Origin of the sequence: Thermotalea metallivorans (assembly GCF_001562415.1) — a bacterium.
Classification (GTDB): Bacteria; Bacillota; Clostridia; order Peptostreptococcales; family Thermotaleaceae; genus Thermotalea; species Thermotalea metallivorans.
Genome location: NZ_LOEE01000058.1, coordinates 1 through 4,146, shown reverse-complemented (window position 1 = coordinate 4,146; position 4,146 = coordinate 1). Strand labels below are relative to the sequence as shown.

Annotated in this window: 5 protein-coding genes; 1 reads left to right on the top strand and 4 read right to left on the bottom strand. The window is 32.2% G+C overall.

All coding sequences use genetic code 11. The features are described from left to right. The first annotated feature begins 246 nt into the window (after positions 1–246). Positions 247–1,242: a type II toxin-antitoxin system PemK/MazF family toxin gene (locus AN619_RS16780; RefSeq protein ID WP_083525121.1), complete on the top strand. Its 996-nt coding sequence runs from the start codon at positions 247–249 to the stop codon at positions 1,240–1,242. 562 nt (positions 1,243–1,804) lie between these two features. On the opposite strand, the gene AN619_RS12115 is transcribed toward AN619_RS16780, so the two are convergent. The 4 genes from AN619_RS12115 to AN619_RS12100 form a co-directional block, all read right to left on the bottom strand. Next, positions 1,805–2,092: a DUF6438 domain-containing protein gene (locus AN619_RS12115; RefSeq protein WP_242867396.1), complete on the bottom strand. Its 288-nt coding sequence runs from the start codon at positions 2,090–2,092 to the stop codon at positions 1,805–1,807. Positions 2,093–2,151: 59 nt separating this feature from the next. After that, entirely contained in the window at positions 2,152–2,643 is a 492-nt protein-coding gene (locus AN619_RS12110) for a Csac_0668 family 2Fe-2S cluster-binding (seleno)protein (RefSeq protein ID WP_068557332.1), read from the bottom strand. A 64-nt stretch (positions 2,644–2,707) separates the two neighbouring features. After that, entirely contained in the window at positions 2,708–3,259 is a 552-nt protein-coding gene (locus AN619_RS12105; protein WP_068557330.1) for a flavodoxin domain-containing protein, read from the bottom strand. Between the two features lie 66 nt (positions 3,260–3,325). Continuing rightward, the gene (locus AN619_RS12100; RefSeq protein WP_023062414.1) at positions 3,326–3,880 is read right to left on the bottom strand and encodes a plasmid pRiA4b ORF-3 family protein; all 555 of its coding nucleotides are present in this window, start codon (positions 3,878–3,880) and stop codon (positions 3,326–3,328) included. Between the last annotated feature and the right edge of the window lie 266 nt (positions 3,881–4,146).

The following is a 4,146-nucleotide window of genomic DNA, read 5'->3' as shown; positions in this document are numbered from 1 at the left end:
AAGAATTAATATTTGATACTTTCGTATCCAGCTTCGAAAGTGCCAAAATTTATTCAACCGTTAAAGAAGCTGTGCAGAGCTTCCTTGACAAAGATCAGGTAGCTTAGTCAAACTTGTAAAGTGGTATGAAAAAAGAATTTATCAGCAATAATTAAAAAGTAAATCAGGTAATTTATTTATTGAATATCAATATATAAACTTTTGCTTTTATTTGGGTTAAGTTTGAATCAAAGGTGGGGAAATTGAATGAATATTATGGTTAAAAGAGGGGATATATTTTATGCGGATTTAGGAAGCGGAGAAGGTGTAGTAGCAAAAGGTAAAAGACCAGTTATCATTATTCAGAATGATATTGGAAACCAATACGCACCAACAGTAGTAGTGGCAGCCATTACATCAAATTTGACTAGGGCAAAATTACCTACTCATATTGCCATATTATCCGGAGAAAGCGGTTTACCTGTAGATTCGGTAATTTTACTTGACCAGATTTTTACCTTAGATAAAAATAAGTTAATAAAAAGAATAGGAACAGTTAATGATGCTGTTTTAGAGCAAATAGATAATGCTTTAGGTATTTCTTTAGGTTTAAATATAGTAACAGTATTTCCAAAGATTCAAGAACTTGAATACTATAAATCGCAATTAACGAAACCTTTAGTTATTACAGAAGGGAAAACAGATGTAATAATAATTGAAACTGCTTGGCAAAAACTTTATCCTAAAGAACAAATGTTTTTTGAATGCCAATCTTCGGGAATAGAATATGAAGAAGATGAAAGGGAAGGAAATGCTGACTATGTAAGAAAAAAACTTGAAAATTTATCAAACATTATACAAAGACCGATAATTGGATTGTTTGATAATGATTGTGAAGGGAATAGGAAATTTAAATCGTTAAGTGAAAAAATATTTGAAAAATATGACATAAAAAAATCAATAAGAAAACACCTACATAGCAATGTTTGGGGTATGTTATTGCCAGTACCTGACGAAAGAAAACATTTTGTTTCATACGATGATATAACACAAAGATATTTTGTCATTGAACACTATTTTTCTGATGAAGTATTAAATAGATATTCAATGTATGCAAGAAACACACAAGGAACACTACCCTATATAGTCAATGATAGAAAAAGTAAATTTGCAAAGCAAGTAAAGGAGTTAGAACCCAAAGAGTTTGAAAAATTTAGATTACTTTTAGAAAAGATTAAGGAAATATTTAGTAGTATTACTTAAAATGATGAAAGACCTCTGAACTTGTTATGGAGAGTTGATGAAGGCTTTATTTCCATAGGAAATTTTAATATCATGTAACAAATAAAAAATACTTTTTCCTTATCCCAAGTCTTCTTGACCCTAACTATGTATAATACAAATAAACTCCACTCCATAATAATAAACTTCGCTCTATAAAAATATAGTCCGTTCCAAAACCTCGCAGTAGATGCAGGAGAAATCTTCATTTGCTGCGGGGTTTGTTTTCTGTAAGAAAGGGTTAAGGGGTAAGTAATAAGGCTAAAGGTATTGATTTTAAAGGAATTGAAAACGATATGTTGATTGAAATAACACTGAAATAAGACAATAGAAAATGCAACCTTATACCTTTTTCCTTTCACCTTATCCCTATTTGGAACCGACTTTATTTTAAAAATTACTACAAGAATTAAGGAATAAATGTTATTAAATGGAATGAAAATATGGAATTTTTGAACCGACTTTATTATATGGAAAGAATTAGGAAAATGGGCATAAGGCGAGAAGGGATAAGGGTTTGAGGGATTTCGGTTTGGAGCGGAGTTTATTTTAAATATACACCATCTAAATATTTTATTGTGGTAATACAAGAAGACTGGTCGGTAATGAACTCATTCCCTGGTTCATATATAAAAGACTTAAACCCAAAATCCTCAATCAAGCCATTTAATTGTTCTACTTTTTTCATTGGTATCTGCCAATGATGCTCTCCGCTCTTATATACAAACATTTCTCCACTATAATTTACATTACCCTCATTATCTACCATAACACTATAGACAGGACAAGTCCCAAAACACATTGTTCTTTGCAATTTTATGTATTCAAACATGATAATCCCCCGATTTACGGTATATAGTATTAAAATATAGTACAAAACGGAATTGCATCTTATTTCATGGATAACCCCTTATCTATAGCCTCCTGAATTATTTTGTGACAGCATTTCCCTAAGGGGTTATTTTTTTGACATTGGCTGTTTTTCATCGCTCCTGTAATTTCTATAATATCCTTAATTGTTTTTGCACCATGTTTTATTACAGCATCTATTACCTGTTCCTCTGTAACCTTGCTGCAGTAACAGGCGTATTTAGGATTGGCATCTTTTTTAAACCATATAGGCACTTTCACTTGCTGCTTTTCAAACTTAACGCCTGATTCTGGATTATAATAAACAATATTACATTCTTCATTCATGCATATATAATAATCCATATCTCCGACAAATTCTGCAAGGGTATCAACTACCAAATGCCTGACTGTAATATTTTTTACTTTTACTCCTGATGCTTTACACACAGGACATGTATTGTCATTTTCTATTTTATTAAGTGACTCTTTTCCCTTACAGCAACAGCAGTTATTTATTTTTTCATTTATCATTTTATCATTACCTCTCTATTATACCAATTTTTATTATAATTCTCATTTCTGTTGTATATAACTGTTATTTAATTCTGCTTTTTATTGATTCAATAATCGGATTTATTGATTTTTTATTTGTCCAGTCAGCAGGATGTTTATAGCATGCAAGCATTCCTTTTTCATCTTCAGTAAGTTCATCAGGTTTTTTATGCTCAATTTTCTTCTTTAAAAGATACATTAAAATCTTATCAATTGGATTTAACTTCTTATAATTGAAGCCACCCCGCAAGTGGAAGAAATGCACTTTCCCCTTCATTTCTTCGGTAAAATTATTGTTTATAATATCGTTTATTGCTTCAGGATGTGCAGGAGACGCACCTACAGAAAACACTATCACTTTTTTATCTTTTAATTTGTCAAAGTTCTTTTTTATGAGCGAGATACCCAAAATACCAGCAGCATACAGTGAACCGCCATAAACAATTGTATCATATTTGAGTATGTCATTTAGTGTAATTTTAGACCTTTCAAATAAATCCGCCTTGACTTCATCTGCAATCCACTGTGCATAGCGTTGTGCGCTGCCATATTTTGATTTATAAATAACAACTACTTTATTAATGTTGTCTGACATATTATTTTTCCCCCTCTTTTATCACCTTATCTCCTCCATACAAAGTCCGATAAAATATATATGCTTTTACTTTATCATCTTCAACATATCATTGACTTCATCTATGCTGAATTCTTCAGGGTCGAAAGAACCCCCCACCCATTCAAGCATGGATTCATGCTCTGGATGTTGCGGGTCTTGGATTGCTTCAAGGAAATCTTCATATCCCCACGGTCCCCCTACATCTTCAGGAGGACAGTTTCTTTTACCACCGATACATACTGGATATTTAACGCCTTCTTCCGGGTCAAGCACCTTCTCAACAACAATGTCATGTCTCCAATTATCACCAAAATCGTAAACATATCTGAATTTATCCTTTGGTGCAAAGTTCATGCTGCTTAACTTTATTCTTTTTGCACTTTTAACTTCATATCTGTCGTAAAAGTCCCAGTCATCATCTTTTTCCCCAATAATCATTTCTCCCAGCCTAAACTCATAAAGGTGGGATTCAAACCATCCCATCGCATGCTGGATTATCCTGTGGAGTTTATAAAACGTAATATCGTCTCTAACCAATACCCTTCTCCAGACAGGAGGCTTTACGTCTTTTAATGTTATTTTCAACTGAAGAATTTTCATACTCTCACGGCTCCTTTTACATGTATTTATGCACTTCTATTTTATCATTTCTCTATATTCTGCAATAGTAAAACAATATTCTATTATCATTAAGCATTAATTTTTATTTAATCAACTTTCGCACAAAATTGATGTGCGCTGAATATTGAAAAATCAATAGTTTTGGGCAATAAAAAAGTCCAAGAAGCCCCCTCTCTGTGATATAATAGAAGTGACAAAACCCCATTAAAATCAACGGTTGGGAGGTTCTTGAACATGTCTATTGT